25 protein-coding genes and 1 tRNA gene are annotated in these 21062 nt (G+C 67.0%); 22 read left to right on the top strand and 4 right to left on the bottom strand.

Going from position 1 to position 21062, the window contains the following annotated elements; genetic code table 11:
* The first annotated feature begins 4 nt into the window (after nt 1-4).
* The 14 genes from AB4Y68_RS13790 (at nt 5) to AB4Y68_RS13725 (ending at nt 12866) form a co-directional block, all read left to right on the top strand.
* Nucleotides 5-751: a class I SAM-dependent methyltransferase gene (locus AB4Y68_RS13790; RefSeq protein WP_441456328.1), complete on the top strand. Its 747-nt coding sequence runs from the start codon at nt 5-7 to the stop codon at nt 749-751.
* Nucleotides 752-1000: 249 nt separating this feature from the next.
* On the top strand, nt 1001-1900 hold the full coding sequence (mmsB, locus tag AB4Y68_RS13785; protein WP_441456327.1) for a 3-hydroxyisobutyrate dehydrogenase: 900 nt from the start codon (nt 1001-1003) through the stop codon (nt 1898-1900).
* 328 nt (nt 1901-2228) lie between these two features.
* Nucleotides 2229-3455, top strand: coding sequence for a 5-aminolevulinate synthase (gene hemA, locus AB4Y68_RS13780; RefSeq protein ID WP_441456326.1), 1227 nt, complete (start codon nt 2229-2231; stop codon nt 3453-3455).
* Complete coding sequence (locus tag AB4Y68_RS13775) at nt 3455-3637, top strand: DUF6898 family protein (RefSeq protein WP_441456325.1); 183 nt, start codon at nt 3455-3457, stop codon at nt 3635-3637. Before hemA ends, AB4Y68_RS13775 begins: the two co-directional genes overlap by 1 nt.
* Before the next feature lie 210 nt (nt 3638-3847).
* On the top strand, nt 3848-5131 hold the full coding sequence (gene glyA / locus AB4Y68_RS13770; RefSeq protein WP_441456324.1) for a serine hydroxymethyltransferase: 1284 nt from the start codon (nt 3848-3850) through the stop codon (nt 5129-5131).
* Between the two features lie 12 nt (nt 5132-5143).
* Nucleotides 5144-5623 carry a transcriptional regulator NrdR gene (gene nrdR / locus AB4Y68_RS13765; RefSeq protein ID WP_441456323.1) on the top strand — a complete coding sequence of 160 codons (480 nt, stop codon included), beginning with the start codon at nt 5144-5146 and terminating at the stop codon, nt 5621-5623.
* Complete coding sequence (locus AB4Y68_RS13760; protein ID WP_441456322.1) at nt 5623-6249, top strand: RibD family protein; 627 nt, start codon at nt 5623-5625, stop codon at nt 6247-6249. Before nrdR ends, AB4Y68_RS13760 begins: the two co-directional genes overlap by 1 nt.
* Before the next feature lie 92 nt (nt 6250-6341).
* Nucleotides 6342-6932 carry a riboflavin synthase gene (locus AB4Y68_RS13755; RefSeq protein ID WP_441456321.1) on the top strand — a complete coding sequence of 197 codons (591 nt, stop codon included), beginning with the start codon at nt 6342-6344 and terminating at the stop codon, nt 6930-6932.
* Nucleotides 6932-8065 (top strand): 3,4-dihydroxy-2-butanone-4-phosphate synthase, encoded by a 1134-nt coding sequence (gene ribB, locus AB4Y68_RS13750; RefSeq protein ID WP_441456320.1) that lies wholly within the window; start codon nt 6932-6934, stop codon nt 8063-8065. Before AB4Y68_RS13755 ends, ribB begins: the two co-directional genes overlap by 1 nt.
* Nucleotides 8062-8523 (top strand): 6,7-dimethyl-8-ribityllumazine synthase, encoded by a 462-nt coding sequence (ribH, locus tag AB4Y68_RS13745; protein WP_441456349.1) that lies wholly within the window; start codon nt 8062-8064, stop codon nt 8521-8523. Before ribB ends, ribH begins: the two co-directional genes overlap by 4 nt.
* Nucleotides 8524-8564: 41 nt before the next feature.
* Nucleotides 8565-9059, top strand: coding sequence for a transcription antitermination factor NusB (nusB, locus tag AB4Y68_RS13740; protein ID WP_441456348.1), 495 nt, complete (start codon nt 8565-8567; stop codon nt 9057-9059).
* Nucleotides 9046-10035: a thiamine-phosphate kinase gene (gene thiL, locus AB4Y68_RS13735; RefSeq protein WP_441456319.1), complete on the top strand. Its 990-nt coding sequence runs from the start codon at nt 9046-9048 to the stop codon at nt 10033-10035. Before nusB ends, thiL begins: the two co-directional genes overlap by 14 nt.
* Before the next feature lie 43 nt (nt 10036-10078).
* Entirely contained in the window at nt 10079-10513 is a 435-nt protein-coding gene (locus AB4Y68_RS13730; protein ID WP_441456318.1) for a hypothetical protein, read from the top strand.
* Nucleotides 10514-10715: 202 nt separating this feature from the next.
* The gene (locus AB4Y68_RS13725; protein WP_441456317.1) at nt 10716-12866 is read left to right on the top strand and encodes a sodium-translocating pyrophosphatase; all 2151 of its coding nucleotides are present in this window, start codon (nt 10716-10718) and stop codon (nt 12864-12866) included.
* Between the two features lie 104 nt (nt 12867-12970).
* On the opposite strand, the gene bamE is transcribed toward AB4Y68_RS13725, so the two are convergent.
* The gene (gene bamE, locus AB4Y68_RS13720; RefSeq protein WP_441456316.1) at nt 12971-13450 is read right to left on the bottom strand and encodes an outer membrane protein assembly factor BamE domain-containing protein; all 480 of its coding nucleotides are present in this window, start codon (nt 13448-13450) and stop codon (nt 12971-12973) included.
* 87 nt (nt 13451-13537) lie between these two features.
* On the opposite strand from bamE, the gene AB4Y68_RS13715 reads away from it, so the two are divergent.
* The 7 genes from AB4Y68_RS13715 to AB4Y68_RS13685 all read left to right on the top strand — a co-directional run bounded on the left by AB4Y68_RS13715 (nt 13538) and on the right by AB4Y68_RS13685 (nt 17693).
* A complete protein-coding gene (locus AB4Y68_RS13715; RefSeq protein WP_441456315.1) occupies nt 13538-14065 on the top strand; it encodes a ubiquinol-cytochrome C chaperone family protein in 528 nt (175 codons plus the stop codon).
* On the top strand, nt 14062-14595 hold the full coding sequence (locus tag AB4Y68_RS13710; RefSeq protein WP_441456314.1) for a YceD family protein: 534 nt from the start codon (nt 14062-14064) through the stop codon (nt 14593-14595). Before AB4Y68_RS13715 ends, AB4Y68_RS13710 begins: the two co-directional genes overlap by 4 nt.
* Nucleotides 14596-14693: 98 nt before the next feature.
* Nucleotides 14694-15767: a phosphate acyltransferase PlsX gene (plsX, locus tag AB4Y68_RS13705; RefSeq protein WP_441456313.1), complete on the top strand. Its 1074-nt coding sequence runs from the start codon at nt 14694-14696 to the stop codon at nt 15765-15767.
* Nucleotides 15764-16741 carry a beta-ketoacyl-ACP synthase III gene (locus tag AB4Y68_RS13700; protein WP_441456312.1) on the top strand — a complete coding sequence of 326 codons (978 nt, stop codon included), beginning with the start codon at nt 15764-15766 and terminating at the stop codon, nt 16739-16741. Before plsX ends, AB4Y68_RS13700 begins: the two co-directional genes overlap by 4 nt.
* Nucleotides 16742-16814: 73 nt before the next feature.
* Nucleotides 16815-17123 (top strand): integration host factor subunit alpha, encoded by a 309-nt coding sequence (locus AB4Y68_RS13695; protein ID WP_441456311.1) that lies wholly within the window; start codon nt 16815-16817, stop codon nt 17121-17123.
* Nucleotides 17124-17128: 5 nt separating this feature from the next.
* Complete coding sequence (locus AB4Y68_RS13690; RefSeq protein ID WP_441456310.1) at nt 17129-17545, top strand: MerR family transcriptional regulator; 417 nt, start codon at nt 17129-17131, stop codon at nt 17543-17545.
* Between the two features lie 71 nt (nt 17546-17616).
* Nucleotides 17617-17693 (top strand) — tRNA-Pro (locus AB4Y68_RS13685).
* 133 nt (nt 17694-17826) lie between these two features.
* On the opposite strand, the gene AB4Y68_RS13680 is transcribed toward AB4Y68_RS13685, so the two are convergent.
* The 3 genes from AB4Y68_RS13680 to AB4Y68_RS13670 form a co-directional block, all read right to left on the bottom strand.
* The gene (locus AB4Y68_RS13680) at nt 17827-18768 is read right to left on the bottom strand and encodes an FkbM family methyltransferase (RefSeq protein WP_441456309.1); all 942 of its coding nucleotides are present in this window, start codon (nt 18766-18768) and stop codon (nt 17827-17829) included.
* A gap of 105 nt (nt 18769-18873) precedes the next feature.
* Entirely contained in the window at nt 18874-19083 is a 210-nt protein-coding gene (locus AB4Y68_RS13675) for a DUF2842 domain-containing protein (protein ID WP_441456308.1), read from the bottom strand.
* Nucleotides 19083-19337, bottom strand: a complete 255-nt coding sequence (locus tag AB4Y68_RS13670) for a transglycosylase (RefSeq protein WP_441456307.1) — start codon at nt 19335-19337, stop codon at nt 19083-19085. The genes AB4Y68_RS13675 and AB4Y68_RS13670 overlap by 1 nt, the downstream gene beginning before the upstream one ends.
* A 131-nt stretch (nt 19338-19468) precedes the next feature.
* Between AB4Y68_RS13670 and AB4Y68_RS13665 the strand changes: the two genes are divergently transcribed.
* On the top strand, nt 19469-20536 hold the full coding sequence (locus AB4Y68_RS13665; RefSeq protein WP_441456306.1) for a COX15/CtaA family protein: 1068 nt from the start codon (nt 19469-19471) through the stop codon (nt 20534-20536).
* Nucleotides 20537-21062: the final 526 nt, after the last annotated feature.

Here is a 21062-nt window from a genome sequence, read left to right as displayed (position 1 = left end):
CCCCATGAAGTCCTGCCTGCTCGCCGCCGCCCTGTCCGCCCTGCTGGTCGCCGCTTCGCCGGTTCTGGCCCAGAGCGCCCCGCCGGCTGGTCTGGTGCAAAGCGCCGTCGCCGACAGCTTGCGTCCCGCCGACGAGGTCGCGCGCGATCGGCTGCGTCATCCGGCCGAGATCCTCGCCTTCGCCCAGCTTCGGCCGGGCCAGCGCATCGCCGACATCCGCCCCGGCGCGGGCTATTTCACCCGTCTGTTCGCGCGGGTGGTGGGCGAGGGCGGTCACGTCTACGCCTTCGTGCCCAACAAGACCGCCGAGCGCGAGAACCCGCGCGCCGACGCCCTGGTCGCCGCCTATCCCAACGTCAGCCGCGTCAACGGCGACCTGGACGCCATGGCCTTTGACCAGCCGCTGGACGTGGTCTTCATGAGCCAGGAATACCACGACTTCCACATCCCCAGTTTCGGCGTGGACGTGACCCGGATGAACGCGGCCATCTATGCGGCGCTGAAGCCCGGCGGCCTGTTCGTGGTCATCGACCATCAGGCCGCCCCCGGCGCCGGCAACACCGTCGTCGGGACCCTGCACCGGATCGAGGGCGCGCAGTTGCGCAAGGAGGTTGAGGCCGCGGGCTTCGTCTTCGACGGCGAGACCTCGGCGGTGGCCAACCCGGCGGACAATCACAGCCTGAACGTCTTCGACGAGGCCATTCGCGGCAAGACCGACCAGTTCGTCTATCGCTTCAGAAAACCGCTATAGGTTGTTCTTGGGCGTCATTCTCGGCCTTGTGCCGAGAATCCATAAACACGACATCCCAAGTTCGGGGCGCCGCGCGGTCCTGGCGACGCTCGAGTGTCTGGATCCCCGGCACAAGGCCGGGGATGACGCATGAAGGGGGGGGCAGAGCGTGAGACACCGGCCTTTGGGCGCGACCTATCAAACTGGTGACTGGCGAAGCGGGGCGGGGGGCGCTAACCCTCGGCCAAAATCCATAAGGGAAACGCTCTGATGACTCGCATCGCCTTCATCGGTCTCGGCAACATGGGCGGCGGCATGGCCGCCAATCAGGCGAAGGCCGGGCATGACGTCGCCGCCTTTGACCTGTCGCCCGCCGCGCTGGAACGCGCCGCCGAGGCCGGGTGCCAGGTCGTCAGTTCGGTCGCCGAGGCGGTGAAGGACGCCGAGGCGGTCATCACCATGCTGCCCGCCGGGCCGCACGTCCTCAGCGTCTATTCCGAACAGATCATCGGCGTGGCCCCGGCCAGCGCCCTGCTGCTGGACTGCTCGACCATCGACGTGGAGACGGCGCGCAAGGTCGCCACCCTGGCCAAGGAGGCGGGCTACGCCTTCGCCGATGCCCCCGTCTCGGGCGGCACCGCCGCCGCCGACGCCGGGACCCTGGCCTTCATGGTCGGCTGCGACGAGGCCGACTTCGCCCGCGTCGAACCGGCGCTGGCCCCGATGAGCCGCATCACCATCCGCGCCGGCGACCACGGCGCCGGCCAGGCGGCCAAGATCTGCAACAACATGCTGCTCGGCATCTCGATGATCGGCACCTGCGAAGCCATCGCCCTGGCGGAGAAGCTGGGCCTGGAGCCGGAACGCTTCTTCGAGATCGCCTCGAAATCCTCGGGCCAGTGCTGGAGCGTCAGCAACTACTACCCCTGGGCCGGCCCGGTCCCGACCGCGCCGTCGAACCGCGACTACGAAGGCGGCTTCGCCACCGCCATGATGCTGAAGGACCTGAAGCTGGCCCAGGACGCCGCCGCCAAGGCGGGCGCCACCACCCCGCTCGGCGCCCAGGCCGAGGCCCTCTACGCCCTGTTCAACGGCCTCGGCTACGGCGGCAAGGACTTCTCCGCCATGGTGCAGATGCTGCGCGGGCGGCTGGATACGCTGGCGAACTAGGGCCTGCTTCTTTCCTCCCCACGAAGTGGGGAGGGGGACCACGAAGTGGTGGAGGGGGCGGCGCAGACGTCAGCGGTCGAGTCGCCCCCTCCGTCTCGTCGCCTTTCGGCGCCGATCCACCTCCCCATCGCTGCGCGACAGGGAGGAAAGTGGGTCTCAGCCCGCGTCGGGTCGGGAGGTCCCGCAGGGCCGACGACCGCGGGCCACTAAAATGAGAACCGTTATCATTTAAGGGCTTGAGACACTTTGTCCCGCTCTCGACATGGACAACGCTGGGCGGTGAGCGCAATTAGGCGCGGAAAGCTGTATAAGCGAAAGAACTGCCGCCTTGTTCGACTATAAGTCCGCCTTTCAAAGCTCTGTTGAGCAGGTTCGCAGCGAAGGCCGCTATCGCGTCTTTGCCGATCTGAAGCGCGTGCGCGGCCAGTTCCCGCAGGCGGTCCGCCGCCGCGAGGACGGGTCCGAACAGGACGTCGTGGTCTGGTGCTCCAACGACTATCTGGGCATGGGCCAGCATCCGGTGGTGCTGGACGCCATGAAGGCCGAGATCGACGCCGTGGGCGCCGGGGCCGGCGGCACGCGCAATATCTCGGGCACCACGCGCTCGGCGGTTGACCTGGAAGCCGAGCTGGCCAGCTGGCACCAGAAGGAAGCGGCCCTGCTGTTCACCTCGGGCTATGTGGCCAATGAGGCGACGCTGGCGACGCTGCAGAAGATTCTGCCGGGCCTGATCATCTTCTCCGACGCCCTGAACCACGCCTCGATGATCGAGGGCATCCGCCACGGCGGCGGTCCGCGCCACATCTTCCATCACAACGACCTTGAACACCTCGAGGAGCTTCTGGCCGCCGCGCCGCTGGGCGCGCCCAAGCTGATCGCCTTCGAGAGCGTCTATTCGATGGACGGCGACATCGCCGACGTCGCCGGCACCGTCGCCCTGGCCAAGAAATACGGCGCCATGACCTATCTGGACGAGGTCCATGCGGTCGGCCTCTACGGCGCCACCGGCGCGGGCGTGGCCGAGCGCGACGGCCTGCTGGACGGCATCGACATCGTCGAATGCACCCTAGGCAAGGCCATCGGCGTCATGGGCGGCTATATCGCCGCTGACGCGGTGATCGTGGACGCGGTGCGCAGCTGGGCCTCGGGCTTCATCTTCACCACCAGCCTTCCGCCGGCCCTGACCGCCGGGGCGTTGGCCTCGGTCCGTCACCTGAAGGCGCACCCGGAACTGCGCGTCGCCCATCAGGAGCGCGCCGAGACCCTGAAGCGCCGCCTCAGCGCCGCCGGCATCCCGGTCCTGCCCAGCGTCAGCCACATCGTGCCGGTGCACGTCGGCAATCCGGTGCACTGCAAGCTGATCTCGGACATGCTGCTGGAAGACTTCGGCATCTACGTCCAGCCGATCAACTACCCGACCGTGCCCAAGGGCACCGAACGCCTGCGCTTCACCCCGTCGCCGGACCACGACGACGGCATGATCGACAAGCTGGTCGACGCCATGGACAAGCTCTGGTCGCACTGCAACGTGGCCCGGCAGCCGGTCGCCGCCTGATGGCCGAGACGGAGCTGGGCGAAGTTCTCGTCGAGTTCGTCCGCAACGGGACCTATGTGAAATGCTCGGCCGTGCACGCGGCCACGGGCGTCGAGGTCTCGGCCATGGGCCCGGCCGCCGAGCCGCGCGCGGTCGAACGCGTGGCGATCGCCAAGCTGAAGCGGGCGTTGTCGCAGCGCTGAATTCTCCCTGTCATCCCGGCCGAAGCGCAGCGCAGAGCCGGGACCGCCCGACACGCCGACGTTGGCGCTTCCAGCGGTCCCGGATAGCGGCTGCACCGCTTCCGGGATGACGGGGGTGAGCGGCTTCCAGCCCCCTAGATGTTGTGGTGTTCGGCGGCGCGGCCTAGATAGGTGCGCCGTTTCCGCCTTCAGCCTTCGGGATGCCCGCCAGTGACCGCCTTTACCCACGACGCATATTTCTCCAAGACCCTCGCCGACGCCGATCCGGCGATCTTCAAGGGCATCCAGGGCGAACTGGGCCGCCAGAAGGAGCAGATCGAGCTGATCGCTTCGGAAAACATCGTCTCGCAGGCGGTGCTGGACGCGCAGGGTTCGGTCCTCACCAACAAATACGCCGAGGGCTATCCGGGCCGTCGCTACTATGGCGGCTGCGAGTTCGTCGACATCACCGAGGACCTGGCCCGCGAGCGCGCCAAGGAACTGTTCGGCGCCGCTTTCGCCAACGTCCAGCCCCACTCGGGCGCCCAGGCCAACCAGGCCGTCTTCTTCACCCTGCTGCAGCCGGGCGACACCTTCCTCGGCATGGACCTGGCCTGCGGCGGTCACCTGACCCACGGTTCGCCCGCCAACCAGTCGGGCAAGTGGTTCCGCCCCGTGACCTACAAGGTCCGCGAAGACACCCATCTGATCGACTATGACCACGTCGCCGAAATGGCCCAGAAGGAGAAGCCCAAGTTGATCCTGGCCGGCGCCTCGGCCTATTCGCGTCACATCGACTTCAAGCGTTTCCGCGAGATCGCCGATTCGGTCGGCGCCTATCTGATGGTCGACATGGCCCACTACGCCGGCCTGATCGCCGGCGGCGCCTATCCCGACCCGGTGCCGCACGCCCACGTCACGACGACGACGACGCACAAGACCCTGCGCGGTCCGCGCGGCGGCATGATCCTGACCAACGACGGCGACATCGCCAAGAAGATCAACTCGGCCGTCTTCCCCGGCCTGCAGGGCGGCCCGCTGGAGCACGTCATCGCCGCCAAGGCTGTGGCCTTCGGCGAGGCGCTGAAGCCTGAGTTCAAGGGCTACGCCCAGCAGGTCGTCAAGAACGCCCAGGCCCTGTCCGGCGTCCTGATCGAGCGCGGCCTGGCCATCGTCTCGGGCGGCACCGACAGCCACCTGATGCTGGTCGACCTGCGTCCCAAGGGCGTGACCGGCAAGGCCACCGAGCATGAGCTCGAGAAGGCGCTGATGACCTGCAACAAGAACGGCGTGCCGTTCGACACCGCGCCCTTCACCGTCACCTCAGGCGTCCGTCTGGGCACCCCGGCCGGCACCACGCGCGGCTTCGGCGAGGAAGAGTTCAAGCAGATCGGCCACTGGATCGCCGACGTCGTCTCGTCGATGAACGGCGGCGACGAAGCCGATCCGGCCGTCGTCGCGGGCGTGGCCGCCCAGGTGCGCGAACTGACCGCGCGCTTCCCGATCTATCGCTAAGGGAACGACTGGATGAAGTGCCCCTTCTGCGGAAACCCGGACACTCAGGTGAAGGACAGCCGCCCGTCTGATGACGGCGCGGCCATCCGGCGCCGCCGGTCCTGTCCGCAGTGCAACGGGCGCTTCACTACCTTCGAGCGGGTGCAGCTGCGCGAGCTGATGATTCTGAAGCGCAACGGCCGCCGCACCCCCTTCGACCGCGACAAGCTGGAACGCTCGCTGGGCATCGCCCTGCGCAAGCGCCCGGTGCAGCCCGAGCAGGTCGAGCAACTGGTCAGCCGCATCGTCCGCCAACTGGAAAGCCTGGGCGAGACCGAAATCCCGTCCAGCATCGTCGGCGATTTCATCATGAAGGCGCTGAAGTCGGTCGATGAGGTCGCCTACGTCCGTTACGCCTCGGTCTATAAGGACTTCCGCCACACGGGCGACTTCGCCAAATTCCTCGGCGCCGAAGGGCTGGATGAGGGCAGCGACGACTCTGGCAAGGGCTGATGCGCCCGCGCGTCACCCTGAAGCTGGCGACGTCGCTCGACGGCCGCATCGCCACGGCCTCGGGCGAGAGCCAATGGATCACCGGGCCTGAGGCGCGCCAGCAGGGCCATCGCCTGCGCGCGACCCATGACGCCATCTTGGTCGGCGTCGAGACGGTGCTGGCGGATGATCCCGAACTGACCGTGCGTCTGCCGGACTACGCCGGGGCGCATCCCCTTCGCGTCGTGCTGGACAGCCGTTTGCGCACCCCCGCGACGGCCAAGGTCGCCAGCGGCAACACCCTGATCCTGACGACCGTCGCCCCCCACGCCATCGGTCAGGCCGAGGTCATCAGCGTCCGAGCCGAGAACGGCCGCCCCGCCATCGACGCCGTGCTGGATGCCCTGACCGCGCGCGGCGTCGGCTCGCTGCTGATCGAGGGCGGCGGCCGCGTCGCCGCCTCCTTCTTGCAAGCCGGCGTGGTGGACGCGATCGAATGGTTCCGCGCCCCGATCCTGCTGGGCGGGGGGGGGCGGCCCTGCGTCGCGGGTCTGGCGCTTGCAAACTTGGCCGATGCCCCCAAGTTCCGTCGTCTGGGCGTCGAGCCTGTCGGAGACAACCTGTGGGAACGCTACGCAAGACTGTGATGCGTCCAATCAGGCCCCTGTCCGATGGTCGATTTCAGACGATTCAGACTAATTAGACTCTGTTTTTTGGGTCCGAAGGGACCGGAGCTTTCATGTTCACCGGCATCGTCACCGACATCGGCCGCGTCCGCAGCGTCCGCCAAACCGACCGCGACCGTCGCTACGAGATCGAAACCGTGTGGGACACGGCGACCATCGATCTGGGCGCCTCCATCAGCCACGCGGGCTGCTGCCTGACCCTGACGGAAAAGGGCGAGGGCTGGTTCGCGGTCGAGGTCTCGGGCGAGACCCTGTCCAAGACCAAACTGGGCGACTGGACCGAGGACACGCGCGTCAATCTGGAACGCGCCGCGAAACTGGGCGACGAACTGGGCGGCCATATCGTCTCCGGCCACGTCGACGGCCTGGGCGAGGTCGTCTCGATCACGCCCGAGGGCGGATCGCACCGCATCGTGGTCGAGGCCCCGGCCCCGCTGCACCGATTTATCGCGCCGAAGGGCTCAATCACCGTCGATGGGGTTTCCCTGACGGTGAATGGGGTGCAAGAGCGCCGCTTCGACTTGAACATCATTCCGCATACGTGGAATGCGACCACGCTCGGCGGCCTGAAGGTCGGCGACAAGGTCAACCTGGAGATCGACATGCTGGCGCGCTACCTCGCGCGGTGGCAGGAGACGGCGTGATGCAATTGGCGGCGAACATGGACGACAGCCCGATCAGCCCGATCGAGGACATCATCGAGGACGCCCGCAACGGCCGCCCCTATATCCTGGTGGACGCCGAGGATCGCGAGAACGAGGGCGACATCATCATTCCGGCCCAGTTCGCCACGCCGGATCAGATCAACTTCATGATCAAGCACGCCCGCGGTCTGGTCTGCGTGGCCATGACGGCCGAGCGCGCCAAGCAGTTGCGCCTGCCGCCGATGGCCGCCGAGAACCGCGAGAGCATGGGCACTGCCTTCACCGTCTCGATCGAGGCCAAGGAAGGCGTCACGACCGGCATTTCCGCCGCCGACCGCGCTCATACCGTCCAGGTCGCCGCTGACCCGACCAAGGGCGCCGACGACATCGTTTCGCCCGGCCACATCTTCCCCCTGGTCGCCCGCGACGGCGGCGTTCTGGTCCGCACCGGCCACACCGAGGCCGCCGTCGACATCAGCCGCATGGCCGGTCTGACCCCCGCCGGGGTGATCTGCGAGATCATCAAGGACGACGGGACGATGGCGCGGATGCCCGACCTGATCGCCTTCGCCCAGCTGCATGGGCTGAAGATCGGCACCATCGCCGACCTGATCGCCTATCGCCGCCGCACCGAACGCTTTGTCGAGCGGGTGCTGGAAACGCCGTTCGAGAGCGTTCACGGCGGGCCGTTCAAGCTGATCCTGTACCGCAACACCATCGAGGGCGCCGAACACATCGCCCTGGTGCGCGGCGACATCGACCCGACCAAGCCGACGGTCGTGCGGATGCACCAGATCGACTTCGCCGCCGACCTGCTGGGCCATGTCGAGGCACGCCAGGACTATATTCCGAAGGCGATGCAGGCGCTGACCGCCAATGACGGTCCGGGCGTCGTCGTCTTCCTGCGCGATCCGGGCCTGCACGGCCTGGCCGAGCGGCTGGGCGGGGCGGACAAGCCCGCCGCCGCGGATCGTTCGCTGAAAGCCTATGGCGTCGGGGCCCAGATTCTGCTCGACCTCGGCGTCAAAGACATGATCGTGATGAGTTCGACGCGGCCCAATCCGACGGCGCTTGAAGGCTACGGCCTGCGCATCGTGGGCTGGCGCGACATGGACGGAGAAGACCAATCCTGAACGACCCAACCCGCGTCCTCATCGTAGAGGCGCGCTATTACGACGATCTGGCCGACGCCCTTCTTGAAGGGGCCAAGGACGCCCTGCGCGCGCAAAACGTGCAGTTCGACGTCGTCACCGTTCCCGGCGCGCTGGAGGTTCCGACCGCCATCGCCATGGCCGAAGAGGCTGGTCGTTATCCGACCGCGCCGCGCTATGACGGCTATGTCGCCCTGGGCTGCGTGATCCGCGGTGAGACCTATCATTTTGAGATCGTCTCGGATCAGTCGGCCGCCGGCCTCATGCATCTGGGCCTCAAGGGCCTGGCCATCGGCAACGGTATCCTGACGACCGAGGACGAAGAACAGACCTGGGCCCGCGCCCGTCTGAGCGAAGGCGACAAGGGCGGCGGCGCCGCCCGCGCCTGTATGGATCTGATCGCGCTGCGCAAGCGCCTGCGCGGAGGACTGGCCTCGTGACCGAGTCGACCAAACCCACCCCGGCGACCGTCGCCGAAGTCATGGCCCAGTTGGCCGAGGCCGACAAAGCCCGCGCCGAGCCGCAACTGACCTCGCGTCAGCGTCGCGCTCGCACGGTCGCCCGTCTGGCCGCCGTCCAGGCCCTGTATCAGATGGAGTTGGCGGGCGAAGGCGTGGACGTCATCGTCAAGGAATTCCGCGATCACCGCTTCGACGCCGACATCGACGGCGCGCCCCTGGCCGAGGCCGACGAGGCCTGGTTCTCGGACATCGTCCACGGCGTGGTCGAGGATCAGCGCGGCATCGACGAAGCGGTCAGGGCGCGCCTGGCCTCCAACTGGCGGCTGGAACGTCTGGACGCCACGCTGCGCGCCCTGCTGCGCTGCGGCGCCTGGGAGCTGAAGTCCAAGCCCGACGTCCCGCGCGAGATCGTCATCGACGAGTATGTCGAGCTGGCCAAGGCCTTCTTCGACGACGCCGAAGCCAAGTTCGTGAACGCGGCGCTCGACGGCGTGGCGCGCGATGCCCGCGATTGATGTCGCTGGCGAGTTCGAGACCATCCAGCGGCTTCTGAAGCCGCTGGCGCACCCGGAATGGGCGAGGGGGCTGGCCGACGACGTGGCCGTGCTGCCCTCGCGTCCGGGGCATGATCTGGTTCTGACCAAGGACGCCATCATCGAGGGCGTCCACTTCCTGCCCGACGACCCACTGGACACGGTGGCGCAGAAGCTGCTGCGCGTGAACCTGTCCGATCTGGCCGCCAAGGGGGCCGAGCCCTTCGGCTATCTGCTGGCCTGCCACTGGTCCGAGCGCTGCGGCTGGCCCGAGCGCGAGGCCTTTGTCGCCGGCCTGCGGCGCGATCAGGCCATCTTCGACATTTCCCTGCTGGGCGGCGACACGGTCAAGACGCCGGGACCGGCCAGCTTCTCCGCCACCATGCTGGGCTGGGCGCCGGTGGGGTCCACCGTCAGCCGCGCCGGCGCGCGGCCCGGCGATCTGGTCTTCGTCACCGGCACCATCGGCGACGGCTGGCTGGGCCTTCAGGCGGCGCAGGGCAGCCTGTCGCTGGAGCCCGAGCGCATGGACGCGCTGGAGGCCGCCTATCGCACCCCCATGCCGCGCGTGGAGTTCGCCACGGTCGTGCGCGGCCTGGCCACCGCCAGCGCTGACGTGTCCGACGGCCTGCTGGCCGATGCCGGCCATATCGCCGAGGCCAGCGGCGTGGGCATCGAACTGGATCTGGAGGTTCTGCCCCTGTCGGCGGCGGCTCAGGCCTGGCTGGACAGCCGCGTGGACGCGCAAGGCGCTCTGGAACTTCTGGCGACCGGCGGCGACGATTACGAGATCGTCCTGACCGTCCCGGCCGGGGCCGAGAACGCCCTGCGCCGCGAGGCCGACCGCCGCCATCTGCGCCTGACCCGCATCGGCCGGGTGGTGGAGGGCAAGGGCATGATCGTGCGCCACCTCGGTCACAAAATCACCCCCACCCGAACCGGCTGGGTTCACGGCTAGGCCCGCAACGGAATCCTAACGGGGCGCAGGGCAGGATAGCATCATGCAACGTCGCGCCCTGATCCAGGCTGGAGCCGTCCTGACCGCCTCTGTGGTCGCTGTCGCCAGCGGTGCGAAGGCCAGTGAGAAGGCTGAACCCGCTGTCGCCGCCTTCCTGAACCTGCCGGGAATGGGCCTTCCGATCATCACCGATGGCCGCGTGCGGAACTACGTCTTCGTGGTGCTGAAACTGCACCTTGGCCCCGGCCATACGGTCGAGGCGGTGCGGGCCAAGGAGGCCTATCTGCGCGACGCCCTGGTCCGGGCCGGCCACCGGACCCCCTTTGTCCTGGCCAACAACTGGACCGCACTGGATACGGCCGCGCTCAGCGCCAGCCTGATCCGCTCGGCCTCGACCCTCATCGGCCCGAGCGCGATTACGCGGGTGGAGATCGTCAGCCAGGCGCCGCGTCGTCGCACTGGGCTGCCCGCCGGCTGACCCTCCGCTTGAATTTGGCCTGACCCGGCTCGAAGAGCGGTGTTGCGTCACCTCCCCGCATTTGACACTGTTAAGCCGCAATTCCCGGGGGGCGTGAGGTTGCGTCCGTAGGCGCACGGGGGGACCGGAAGGCGGCCAGAGGCGAAAACGCCCGTCCGCGCCAAGGATCCGTGTGCTCGTTGCACAAGGGCTTGGAAACGCCATGATGAATTACGTTTGGCTGGCCATCGCGGCCGGCGCGCTGGGGGTGCTTTACGGCGCCGTCCAGACCGCCGTCCTGATGAAGGCCGGCACTGGTAACGACAAGATGCGTGAGATCGCCGCGGCGATCCAGGAGGGGGCGTCCGCCTATCTGAAGCGTCAGTACACAACTATCGGAATGGTCGGGGTCGTGATTCTTATCGCGGCCTTCTTGCTTATTGGACCCTGGGCCGCGCTCGGGTTCCTGATCGGGGCGGTGCTGTCAGGCGCGGCCGGGTTCGCCGGGATGCTGATTTCCGTGCGCGCCAATGTGCGGACGGCGCAGGCGGCGTCTGAAAGTCTGGCCAAGGGGCTGGACCTAGCGTTCCGCTCGGGGGCCATCACGGGCATGTTCGTGGCGGGCGGTGCCTTGCTGGGCGTGTCTGGCTACTACGCCTTCATGACCCTGGGCATGGGCTTTGAGACCACCAGCCGCGCGGTCGTCGACGGCCTGGTGGCGCTGGGCTTCGGCGCCTCGCTGATCTCCATCTTCGCGCGACTGGGCGGCGGCATCTTCACCAAGGGCGCCGACGTGGGCGGCGACATGGTGGGCAAGGTCGAGGCCGGCATCCCCGAGGATGATCCCCGCAACGCAGCCACCATCGCCGACAACGTGGGCGACAACGTCGGCGACTGCGCCGGCATGGCTGCCGACCTGTTCGAGACCTATGCGGTCACGACCGTGGCGACCATGGTGCTGGCGGCCATCTTCTTCCGCAATCAGCCCTATGTGGAGGTGATGATGCTGCTGCCGCTGGCGATCTGCGGCATCTGCATCGTGACCTCGATCATCGGCTCCTTCTTTGTCCGACTGGGCAAGGGCGGCAATATCATGGGGGCTCTGTATCAGGGCCTGATCGTCACCGGCGTGCTGTCGGTCGTCGCGGTCTGGTGGGTCATCCATCAGCTGGTCCCCGCCGGCGGGGTCGAGGTGCAGGGTCAACTGATCCAGCCCATGAACCTGTTCTGGGCCGGGGTCGTCGGCCTGCTGGTCACGGCGGCCATCGTGGTCATCACCGAATACTACACCGGCACCGGCTTCCGCCCGGTGAAGTCGGTGGCCAACGCCTCGGTCTCGGGGCACGGCACCAATGTGATCCAGGGTCTGGCCGTGTCGCTGGAATCGACGGCCCTGCCGGCGCTGACCATCATCGTCGGCATTGTCGCGGCCTTCCAGTTGGCGGGCCTGTTCGGCATCGCCATCGCCACCACGACCATGCTGGGCGTGGCGGGGATGATCGTGGCGCTGGACGCCTTTGGACCCGTCACCGACAATGCGGGCGGCATCGCCGAAATGGCGGGCCTGGCGCCGGAAGTCCGCGTCTCGACCGACGCCCTGGACGCGGTGGGCAACACCACCAAGGCCGTGACCAAGGGCTACGCCATCGGTTCGGCGGGCCTGGGGGCGCTGGTGCTGTTCGCCGCCTATGTGGAGGACCTGAAGTTCTTCGCGGCCGAGGCGCAGCCGGGCAGCTTCTTCTACGGTCTGGGCGACGTCGCCTTTGACCTGTCCAACCCTTACGTCGTGGTCGGCCTGCTGTTCGGGGGACTGCTGCCCTTCCTGTTCGGGGGAATGGCGATGACGGCGGTGGGGCGCGCCGCCGAGGCCGTCGTGGCCGAGGTGCGTCGTCAGTTCCGCGAGAACCCGGGCATCATGACGTTCCAGACCAAGCCGGAGTACGGCAAGGCGGTGGACATCCTGACCAGCGCGGCCATCCGCGAGATGATCGTGCCCAGCCTGCTGCCGGTGCTGTCGCCGATCGTCCTGTTCGTCGTGGTGCTGTTCATACAGCCGGACAAGGCCAACGCCTTCGCCGCGCTGGGAGCCATGCTGATGGGCGTCATCGTGACCGGCCTGTTCGTGGCCATCTCGATGACCTCGGGCGGCGGCGCCTGGGACAACGCCAAGAAGCTGATTGAGGAAGGCTTCACCGACAAGAACGGCGTGGTCCACGGCAAGGGCTCTGAGGCGCACAAGGCCGCCGTCACCGGCGATACCGTGGGCGACCCCTACAAGGACACCTCTGGTCCGGCGGTGAACCCGATGATCAAGATCACCAACATCGTGGCGCTGCTGCTGCTGGCGGTGCTGGCGAGCGGGAAGATCGTCTAGGGGCTCAGGCCGTCTTGGAAACGAAGAACGCCCCGGAGAGCGATCTCCGGGGCGTTTTTTTTAGGGCCTATGCTCGCGACGCGGTCGCTCGCGGCTTTGAGGCCTTAGTCCGGGCGGCGCTGGCCGGGGACGTCTTCCTCGGTGCGCGGCAGCTGGCCGCGGCCGACGTTGCCCAGCAGTTGTTCGAGAATGGTCAGCTGACGGCCGCGGGTCGGCGTCTCGCGACGTTCCATGGCGATCTGGCGGCCATCCGCGAGGCTGAGCGTGCGGACGGCGGCAACCTTGTCGTCGGTCTTGTTGAAGGTGATCTCGGTCACCGAGCGCTGCGACACCTGCGGCTTGTTGTAGGTATAGCGCTCGGTCATCTGGGTTATATAATACCAGACGGTGTCGGGCTCGAAGGTCGAGGTCGTCGAGGGCGAACCCAGACGCGCCAGGACGGTTTCCTTGGTGTCGGTGCCGGCCACGACATCCTGGGGCTTGGCGTCGATCGCCTGGAAGCCCTGGGTGGCGACAGTGGGCGCACAGGCGCCGGCTGCGGCGGCCAGCGAAATCGCGGCGAAGATCGATGTAAATCGGGGCATCAGCGTGGGCCTCAGCAGAACAAGGTCTTTGACCTAACCGGCGCTGCGTCCTAGTGCAACGGCGCGGCGGAAAAGGGGCCGGTGATCATGCTTAGAAATCTCTTCCGACAACGACCCGATGAGCGCCAGGGCGACGCCCTGTATGCCTTGGCGGTCGAACAGGCTCGCCAGCCGGCTTTTTACACTACGCTGGGCGTGGCGGACCGGATCGACGCCCGCTTCGAGCTCTACACCCTGCACGTCCTGATTCTGTTCCTGCGGCTCAAGGGCGACGGCGAGCGCGGCGAGGTGGCCGCGCAGAAGCTGTTCGACACCTATATCTCGTCGCTGGACAACACCCTGCGCGAGTTAGGCGTGGGCGACGTCTCCGTCGGCAAGAAGATGCGCAAGCTGGGCGAGTCCCTGTATGGTCGTATGAGCGCCTATGAAGGGCCGCTGCGCGCCGAGGACATTGACGCCATGGCCGCCTCGCTGGCCAAGAACGTCTATGAAAGCGCCGACGCCGCGATGGGACACGCCTTGGCGCGTTACGCTGTGGCCTCGCGTCAGTCTCTGGCGACGCAAGCGTTTGAAACCGTGTCCAGCGCTCCGGCCTGGTCGGAGATTACCGTATGAACGACGTCCCCCCCTTGCCCTATAGCGAGCCGCTGCGGCTGCATCACATTGGCGCCGGCGTGCATCGCCGCCTGACGCCGGACGCCGACGCCCGCAAGCGCGTCGCCCGCGCCCTGGACCTTCAGGCGCTCGACATGTTCGAAGTGGACATCAACCTGGTCCCGACCGTGTCGGGCTGGCGTCTGGACGGGCGGGTCATGGCCGACGCGGTTCAGACCTGCGGTCTGACGCTGGAGCCGCTTCCGGTACACATTGATCGGAAATTTTCGGTCCAGATGGTCGAGGCGACCGAGCGCGAGCCCGACGAAGACGCCGAAATCGATCTGGAACTGGACGACGATTCGGCGGATCAGATCGAGGACGGGCGTCTTGATCTGGGCCAATACGCCGTCGAACAACTGGCGTTGAGCCTCGATCCCTTCCCGCGCAAGCCGGGTGCGAGCTTCGAGCAGCCGCCGGAACCGGGGGAAATCTCGCCTTTCGCGGTGCTGAAGGGCCTGCGCTCGAGCGACGGTTCGGACCAAGGTTGACCTGACGGCGACCTGGTAGCATCCCAAGGGTGCGACATTTGCGTCCCGCATCCCTATATATGAAGCCGCGACAAGACGGCGACGGAGTCCATTTCCACTTGGCATCCCCAACACTGATCTCGCTCGACGCCATGGGGGGAGACCACGGTCCCTCGGTCGTGGTCGGCGGCGTGAAGGACTATCTCTCGCGGCATGACAGCGAGGGCGTGCGTTTCCTGCTGCATGGCGACGAGGCTGCGATTCGCGTCGAGATGACGCGCTGCGGCCTGACGGACGTCGCCTGCGAGGTGCGCCATACCGACAAGGTCGTGGCCATGGACGAAAAGCCGGCCCAGGCGATGCGCCGGGGCAAGGGTTCCAGCCTGTGGAACGCCATCGAGGCTGTGAAGACGGGCGAGGCCAAGGCCGCCGTTTCCGCCGGCAACACCGGCGCCCTGATGGCCATTTCCAAACTGCTGCTGCGCATGGCGGCGCCGGGATTGGAACGGCCCGCCATCGTCGCCAGCTGGCCGACCCTGCGGGGTTATACGGCGGTGCTCGATGTCGGCGCCAATATCGGCAGCGACGCCAAGCAACTGATCGAATTTGCCATCATGGGCGAGGCCTTTCAGTCGGCCGTGCACGGCGTAGCTAAGCCGACAGTCGGCCTGCTGAACGTCGGCTCCGAGGACATGAAGGGCCATGACGAGGTGCGCGAGGCCCACGCCATCCTGCGTCAGGGCGGGATTCCGCTGGCCTATCACGGCTTCGTTGAGGGCGACGACATCGCCAAGGGCACGGTCGACGTGGTCGTCACCGACGGCTTCACCGGCAATATCGCCCTGAAGACGGCCGAAGGCACGGCGCGCTTTATCTCCAGCCTGCTGAAAGAGGCGCTGACCTCGGGTCCGATCGCCAAGCTGGGCGCGCTGATCGCCATGCCGGCGCTGAAGCGCATGGCCGCCAGGATTGACCCTAACGCCATCAACGGCGGGCCTCTGCTGGGCCTCAACGGAATTGTCGTGAAAAGCCACGGCGGCGCCACGCCGCGGGGCTATGGAAACGCCATCCGCATCGCCGTCGATCTGGCGCGTAGCGATTACATGGCCAAGGTCGGGGCCAATCTGGGGCGGCTCGCCGCCCTGGACCAGCCCACGCCCGCCGCCGAAACCATCGGGGAGACCCACCAGTGAGCGTCATTCGCAGCGCCGTGACCGGCGTCGGTTCTTTCCTGCCGGAGAAGGTCGTCACCAATGCCGACCTGGCCAAATTCGTCGACACCTCGGACGAGTGGATCGTCGAGCGCACCGGCATTCACCAACGGCACCAGGCCCGCGACGACGAACCGACCAGCGATCTGGCGGTCGAGGCTGCGCGACGCGCCCTGGCCGACGCGGGCAAGACGGCCGCCGACGTCGATCTGATCATCGTCGCCACCACCACGCCCGATCAGACCTTCCCCGCAACCGCCGCCATCGTGCAGCGCAAGCTGGGTGCGCCGGTCGGCATCGCCTTCGATGTTCAGGCCGTCTGCTCGGGCTTCGTCTATGCGATGAGCGTGGCCGACGGCTTCGTCGCGCGGGGCATGGCCAAGTGCGCCCTGGTCATCGGCGCCGAGGAAATGACCAAGCTGATGGACTGGAACGACCGGACCACCTGCGTCCTGTTCGGAGACGGGGCCGGCGCCTTTGTCATCGAACCGCGTGAGGGGCAGGGGACCAAGGCTGATCAGGGCTTGCTGGGCTTCGCCCTGCGCTGCGACGGCACCAAGTCGGACATGCTCTATGTCGACGGCGGTCCCGCCACGACCGGCACGGTCGGCCATCTGAAGATGCTGGGCAATCAGGTCTTCCGCCACGCCGTGGTCAACATCGCCGAAGCCATCACCGGGGCGGCCGAGGCCGCGGGCGTCTCCATCGCCGAGATCGACTGGTTCGTGCCGCATCAGGCCAACCAACGCATCCTCAAGGGCGTGGGCGACCGTCTGGGCTTGGAGGAGCACAAGGTCATCTCGACCGTGGCGATCCACGCCAACACCTCGGCGGCCTCCATCCCCTTGGCCATGGATGCGGCCATCAAGGACGGGCGGATCAAGCGCGGCGATCTGGTGCTGATCGAGGCCATGGGCGGCGGCCTGACGTGGGGCGCGTGCGCCTTCCGCTTCTAGATCTGTATTCAGGGCTTTGATTCGAGGCGACTTTGCCCTTTTATGCGTGCGGGCTTGGCAGGGGAGAGATGCAGTGACGGGACAACAGACCCTCACCCGGGCGGATTTGTGCGAGGCGGTGCATGAAGAGGTGGGCTTGTCCCGCCAGGAATGCTCGGGCCTTGTCGAGCGTACGCTCGAACTGGTCGTCGAATCGCTGGAGCACGGCGAGACGGTGAAGCTGTCCGGATTCGGCGTCTTCCAGGTGCGCGAGAAGCGCGCCCGGATGGGCCGCAACCCCAAGACGGGCGAACCGGCCGCGATCAACCCGCGCCGGGTCATCAGCTTCCGCGCCTCGCAGATCATGAAGAGCCGGGTGCACGACGCCGTCGTCGAGGACTGACGAGCGTGGCCAAGAGCCCCAACGCCTTTCGCACCATTTCCGAGGCCGCTGACGAAGTCGGCGCGCCGCAACACGTGCTGCGCTTCTGGGAGACGAAGTTCGACTTCATCGCCCCCGTCAAACGCGCGGGCGGGCGGCGATTCTATCGGCCCGAGGACGTCACCGTCCTGAAGGCCGTGCGGCGGCTGCTGCACGACGAGGGACTGACGATTCGCGGTGTTCAGCGCCTGCGCAAGGAGCAGGGTCTGGCCCGTCTGGCCGCCTATGGCGATCCGGCGACGACGCTGGAGATCGATTCGGAACTTGAGCGGGAAACGGCCCACGTCGCGACGGTGCGGCCGTTTGAATCCGCACGCCTGGGCGCTGTTCTGGCCGACCTGGAGTCGGCGAAGGCGCGTCTGGAGGCGGTTCTTCAGCGCTGAGGCGAACTTGTTGTTCGAAGAGCGTTTTAGCGTTTGCGGACTGCGAAATCGCCGTCTATACGGAGCGCCTTCGGAGCGTGGCGCAGCCTGGTAGCGCACTTGACTGGGGGTCAAGGGGTCGCAGGTTCGAATCCTGTCGCTCCGACCATTTCGACATTGGTCGGAATATTTGACGGGCGGTCTGCCATGCGGCGGACCGCCCGTTCAACTTTCAGGTCAATCCGAATCCGACTGTTTGTTCACGGCAGGCCTCAGCGGCCGCCCGCTGACTTCACGGGGCGTTAGAACGGTGAAAGCACGACGCTTATGGGAGCGTCGGTGACCAAGCCGTCCACGTCGGCGAGGATTTCGTCGGCCTTGCCATCGAGAAGCCGCCGCACTTCATAGCCGAGATCCTTTACCAGGGCGCCGAAGTCGCCAATCGCCATTCCCGATACAAACTGAAGGGCAGGATCATACAGTTCGGTCAGGATGATTGGTCGATGGCGGGCGAGGGTCTGTCTCGCGCCTTTGAGCGCCAGTCCCTCGGCGCCCTCAATGTCCATCTTAATGAGGGACAAGCGACCGTCGATGTTCAGGTCGTCGACGGCGATGGCGCGTGCGGACTGGATCGCCATGCCCTCTCCGAACATTTCCACGTCAGACATGACCCGGGTTCCACCGGGATTGTTCCCTCCCTCAAGCCATACAAGACGCGATTGGCCGGGCCGATCCGACACGATGGCGTCGTGAAGCTGGACGATGTCGTCAATCGCGTTATCGACGATGGATCGGGCGAGGAGGGCTCGGGTCTCGTTGCGGGGCTCAAAGGCATGCACGACGCCGGATGGACCGACGATTTGGGCCGCCAGAGTCGTGAACCAGCCAATGTTGGCGCCGACATCGAGGAAGGTGTCGCCTTCGCGGAGTTCCGCGCGGACGAATTCAGTTTCGCTGGGCTCATAGGAGCCTGTCAGGCAGACGCGCGATACGTACATATCAGCAAGGTCGAGCCACAGGCGTCGGCCCGCGATCTCTGTGCTGACCGGCGTGAAGCCCGCAAAACCACTATGTTTCCGCACCCGGCTCACATATTCCGGTGAGTGAAGGATGTTCGACAGAAAATCGTCGAGCGGCATCCCGTGGGCCAGTGCAGTCGTTGCCTGGGCCAGGCCGGCATGGCCGGGTTCTCGCCCGAGGATGGCCCGAAAAGCCGCCCTCACGATTTCGGTCGATTCAAACATCCCGATCCCCCTCCAGGGTCGAATTTCATCAACCCTGCCGATTCCGCAGAACGGTGGCATGGGAAGCGGGAGGGGCTCAAGCCCGAAGCCGGCCCGTCGGGCGTTTCAGGCCTTCGGTTTCGGGTCGCGCTCGGCCCAGCGCAGCAGCGGGATCAGGGGGACGCCCCAGCCGATCCCGGCGACCGTGAAGAAGATCAGGTCCAGCCACCAGATGTTCGGCAAGCGGTCGTTGATCGTCACCGCACCCCAGACCCAGAAGGTCAGGAACAGCAGGACGCCGATGGTGGCGACGAATCGGCGGGCGCGCGGCGGCATCAGCGCTTGCTCCGAAACAGGAAGAAGGCGACCAGGCAGATCACGGCGGCGATCAGGGACCAGACGACCCAGATCCAGTCGCTCCGCGTGGCCACGGCGAAGACGCGGATGGCCAGGAAGGCGCCGCATCCCGCCCCGACGGCAGCGACGAGGATGGTTCCACCCAGGCCGCGTCGGCCGGTCAGCAGGTCGGCGATCCAGGCCAGGGCGAGCGCCCCCAGGACGGCGATGGCGATATCCGCGTATGGCGCCACGGGCGCTCCTTTAAAACTGTGCGACGCTTTGGCGTCGAAAGCGACTCGATCTTGCCGCGCTGGAGGGGCATACCGCCCCGGTCGCCCGGTGGGTTTGGCGACAGTGTATCGGGGCGAACGGCAGGCGTCGAATGAACCGTTTTGTAAATCAGGATAGCAGCCGCGCTGTGGCGTCATGGCTGTTCTTCAGCGCGGCCATGGTCTTCGCCATGGTGGTCATTGGCGGCGTGACGCGCCTGACGGGCTCGGGCCTGTCGATCACCGAATGGAAGCCCATCATGGGCGCGATCCCGCCGCTGAACGCCGCCGATTGGGCCGACGCCTTCGAGAAGTACAAGGCGATCCCGCAGTACGCCCAGATCAACGCCGGCATGAGCCTGGGCGAGTTCCAGGGCATCTTCTGGTGGGAATGGCTGCATCGGTTGTTCGGGCGGCTGATCGGCGTGGTCTTCGCGGTTCCCTTCCTCGTCTTCCTGTTGATGCGGCGGATGCCCAGGCGGCTGATCCTGCGCTGCCTGATCCTGCTGGCGCTGGGCGGTCTGCAGGGGCTGATCGGTTGGTGGATGGTGTCCAGCGGCCTGTCGGAGCGGGTGGATGTCGCGCCGGAGCGGCTGGCGACCCACCTGGGTCTGGCCTTCCTGATCTTCGCCGGCCTGATCTGGACGGGGCTGGAGGCCTGGTCCGGGTCCGACTATTCGCGCTCGCCCAGGGGCTGGACCTGGGGCGCGGGTCTGCTGCTGGGCGCGATCTTCCTGCAATGCCTGCTGGGCGGCCTGGTGGCCGGGGCCAAGGCGGGCTTCGTCTATACCGACTGGCCGATGATGAACGGCGCGGTCTTCCCGCCGGTGGAATGGGGCAAGGGGGCGCTGGCCTTCCTGCACGATCAGGGACTGGTGCAGTTCAATCACCGCATCGGCGCCTATCTGCTGCTGGCGGCGGGCACGGCCTATGCGATCCACGCCTGGCGCTGGCGGCTGGCCGAGGGGCTGGGCCTGTCGGCCTTCGTCCTGGCGGGAGCTCTGTGGCTTCAGGCGGGGCTGGGCGTCGTCACCCTGATGCACGCCGTGCCGATCACGCTCGGCGCGCTGCACCAGGCGGTCGCGGCCCTGGTGCTGGCGGCGGCGACCGTCAACCTGTGGCTGGTCCGCCGCTCGCGCCCGCGCCTATTCATGAGCGGACCGCGTTCCACGGGCTTCTGATCGCGAAGGTCGGGCATTACTTGCAACGTCGCGAGACCCCTCATCCGACCTCGCTCCGCTCGGCCACCTTCTCCCGCAACGGGAGAAGGGCATTTTGGGTGCGCTATCGCCCTTTGGGCTGCTTGAGCGCGGACGCCCGCCTCGCGAGATCGCGGGCGGTGGAGGGCTGGGCGGGGCGCCGGGCCTTCGCCCGGAGTGGATGTAGTTTTACCGTTTCGACGAAAGCAAAGCGCCCCGCGCGAAGAGTTGGACATGAGCTCGGGGCAGGCGCCGTTGTTTACGGCTACCCCCGGCGCCCATGACGGGCAGGCCGCGCGACGACGCGGTCCTGGAACGGTCCGAGTAACCCCCTCGACCCTGACCGGAACCTCTACGATGGACGGGTCGAACGCCCCGTCGCTAGGCCCCAGCGGCGTCTTGATTGAGGTGTGGTCTATCGCCCTTCGGGCTACTTGAGACCACAAGAGCAACGCGTGTTCGCGAGCCGCTCCCTTCACCTCTGAACCGCCCGCCTGATCCATCGCCG

This window comes from Brevundimonas sp. 2YAF1 (genome assembly GCF_052114745.1).
In the GTDB taxonomy this organism is placed as follows: Bacteria; Pseudomonadota; Alphaproteobacteria; order Caulobacterales; family Caulobacteraceae; genus Brevundimonas.
Note: the sequence above shows the minus strand (reverse complement) of the source record. Positions and strands in the feature narration are given on the sequence as shown.

Excerpts from the sequence above, each read along its gene's own strand:
- bamE (WP_441456316.1), bottom strand. The coding sequence starts at position 13,450 with ATGCCCCGATTTACATCGATCTTCGCCGCGATTTCGCTGGCCGCCGCA.
- AB4Y68_RS13775 (WP_441456325.1), top strand. The coding sequence starts at position 3,455 with ATGGCCGAGACGGAGCTGGGCGAAGTTCTCGTCGAGTTCGTCCGCAAC.
- thiL (WP_441456319.1), top strand. The coding sequence starts at position 9,046 with ATGCCCGCGATTGATGTCGCTGGCGAGTTCGAGACCATCCAGCGGCTT.
- AB4Y68_RS13725 (WP_441456317.1), top strand. The coding sequence starts at position 10,716 with ATGATGAATTACGTTTGGCTGGCCATCGCGGCCGGCGCGCTGGGGGTG.
- AB4Y68_RS13730 (WP_441456318.1), top strand. The coding sequence starts at position 10,079 with ATGCAACGTCGCGCCCTGATCCAGGCTGGAGCCGTCCTGACCGCCTCT.
- nrdR (WP_441456323.1), top strand. The coding sequence starts at position 5,144 with ATGAAGTGCCCCTTCTGCGGAAACCCGGACACTCAGGTGAAGGACAGC.
- AB4Y68_RS13710 (WP_441456314.1), top strand. The coding sequence starts at position 14,062 with ATGAACGACGTCCCCCCCTTGCCCTATAGCGAGCCGCTGCGGCTGCAT.
- AB4Y68_RS13715 (WP_441456315.1), top strand. The coding sequence starts at position 13,538 with ATGCTTAGAAATCTCTTCCGACAACGACCCGATGAGCGCCAGGGCGAC.
- mmsB (WP_441456327.1), top strand. The coding sequence starts at position 1,001 with ATGACTCGCATCGCCTTCATCGGTCTCGGCAACATGGGCGGCGGCATG.
- AB4Y68_RS13760 (WP_441456322.1), top strand. The coding sequence starts at position 5,623 with ATGCGCCCGCGCGTCACCCTGAAGCTGGCGACGTCGCTCGACGGCCGC.
- ribB (WP_441456320.1), top strand. The coding sequence starts at position 6,932 with ATGCAATTGGCGGCGAACATGGACGACAGCCCGATCAGCCCGATCGAG.
- AB4Y68_RS13790 (WP_441456328.1), top strand. The coding sequence starts at position 5 with ATGAAGTCCTGCCTGCTCGCCGCCGCCCTGTCCGCCCTGCTGGTCGCC.
- AB4Y68_RS13755 (WP_441456321.1), top strand. The coding sequence starts at position 6,342 with ATGTTCACCGGCATCGTCACCGACATCGGCCGCGTCCGCAGCGTCCGC.
- AB4Y68_RS13665 (WP_441456306.1), top strand. The coding sequence starts at position 19,469 with ATGAACCGTTTTGTAAATCAGGATAGCAGCCGCGCTGTGGCGTCATGG.
- AB4Y68_RS13680 (WP_441456309.1), bottom strand. The coding sequence starts at position 18,768 with ATGTTTGAATCGACCGAAATCGTGAGGGCGGCTTTTCGGGCCATCCTC.
- AB4Y68_RS13675 (WP_441456308.1), bottom strand. The coding sequence starts at position 19,083 with ATGCCGCCGCGCGCCCGCCGATTCGTCGCCACCATCGGCGTCCTGCTG.
- nusB (WP_441456348.1), top strand. The coding sequence starts at position 8,565 with ATGGCCCAGTTGGCCGAGGCCGACAAAGCCCGCGCCGAGCCGCAACTG.